General features: G+C 51.5%; 3 protein-coding genes and 2 pseudogenes. All 5 read right to left on the bottom strand.

The genetic code is table 11. The features are described from left to right. Positions 1–590, bottom strand: a pseudogene (locus ACED25_RS23400) (hypothetical protein); the annotation flags it as partial. Then, a complete protein-coding gene (locus tag ACED25_RS23395) occupies positions 571–777 on the bottom strand; it encodes a hypothetical protein (RefSeq protein ID WP_017083727.1) in 207 nt (68 codons plus the stop codon). The pseudogene ACED25_RS23400 and the gene ACED25_RS23395, both read right to left, overlap by 20 nt. Beyond that, positions 771–923, bottom strand: a complete 153-nt coding sequence (locus tag ACED25_RS23390; protein ID WP_198594945.1) for a hypothetical protein — start codon at positions 921–923, stop codon at positions 771–773. Before ACED25_RS23390 ends, ACED25_RS23395 begins: the two co-directional genes overlap by 7 nt. Before the next feature lie 3 nt (positions 924–926). After that, the gene (locus tag ACED25_RS23385) at positions 927–1,199 is read right to left on the bottom strand and encodes a hypothetical protein (RefSeq protein WP_057623489.1); all 273 of its coding nucleotides are present in this window, start codon (positions 1,197–1,199) and stop codon (positions 927–929) included. Positions 1,200–1,208: 9 nt separating this feature from the next. Next, positions 1,209–1,393: pseudogene (locus ACED25_RS23380) on the bottom strand (hypothetical protein); the annotation flags it as partial.

The following is a 1,393-nucleotide window of genomic DNA, read 5'->3' as shown; positions in this document are numbered from 1 at the left end:
AAGTGAAACGCTTCTTCCGCGGTCTTACCCGCCACCGCCATGGCGCCGTGGTCCGTCATGCTTAAATTAATGTCAGAGTTTTCTATTCCTGACAGAGCAAAGCCATTGTTATCACCACCAATCCCCTGACTGTTGCTTTTGTTGGTGGTCGTGGTGATGGTTTTCGCATTGCTCTTTGATTTACTCCGTCCACCCATGTCATCAAACCTTATTTGTAATACGTGCTCATTCTTGTGGGTCTCAATCTCTCGTACGGGCAATTGCAATTTACGTTGAATGTAGCGATAAGCGCCGCGTTGATTAAAGTGGGCGCGAATCGAATCAAACCCATTCGCCACTCCGTGATTGAGGGCACTGAGCGTCCCCATGGCCATGTCACCCGCTAAAGCGACCACAACCAGCTCCTTAGCGCCGGTGGGGGATTGCTCACCGCGCAGCAACATAAACGTGTCTTCGACTCGATAGAGGGACTCTCGCCCCGCTTTTACTTCAATTTCAGCCTTCTTTAGGTAGCCCCCAAGCGCTTGACTTAACTTCGGCTTGGCGTTTCCCCACGTTTCAGGAATTAAGTTACTTTCGAGTGAAAACATACAGCGCAAGAAGCGCGACGAGCGCTATTCCCCACCACGGTATGCCGTTATGACTGCCAAAGTTCATTGCGCCGGCCGTAAAGCCGCTGTTGTTGGTGGTGTTGGAGGTGTTCCCTGACTCTGCAGGTCCTGAAGACCCGCCCGTCAAACCACCGCCCCCCGTTAAAGAAGTCAATGAGCCTAGCATGAGCGAAATACTCCCGATTTATAGGCAAGGTAGAGCAAAGCCATCACCGCCGTCGCAGTTAAGGTTTTTTTGAGCCCCTGACTCACTCCAAACCCGAGTGCCGTTCCCAGACCCAGACCGCCCAAACCGATGAAAAGTAATGGCATGCGCTAATCCTTTAAGAGAACAATGAGAAGAACCACCACCAAGAGCGCGGCAATCCCACCCCCGACATAAAGCAGGGTGTTATCTTTCACCACGGCAGAGCCCCCTTGTGGCGTCGTCACGGCATTGCCGTTATTGTCGACCGCCGGGGTATTTGGCTGCTGCGTGGTGTTGGGATTGGACGAATTTGCGTTGTGGCCAAATAACCAATCGGCATTTTCGCCCACGCTATCGAGTGCACCCTCACCAAACTCCAACAGGTCATCAAAAAAGCTCATGCGCGCTCCTTAGTATTTACCTGTGAGCATTTCAGGGCGAACCACTTTCACCGATTCAACCAAAATAGGGATTGAGCCGGCGACGTCACTCGTGGTCACTGAGAATTTCAAATTAGAGCTGTGTTGTGTTGGGAAGAGTTCATCAATAGAAAAACCACGCACAATCGGATCAAAGTGAAAGTAACCCGCTTGCG

Source organism: Vibrio sp. 1F263 (assembly GCF_041439035.1).
Taxonomy (GTDB): domain Bacteria; phylum Pseudomonadota; class Gammaproteobacteria; order Enterobacterales; family Vibrionaceae; genus Vibrio; species Vibrio tasmaniensis_A.
This window is presented reverse-complemented; position numbering and strand designations above follow the sequence as displayed.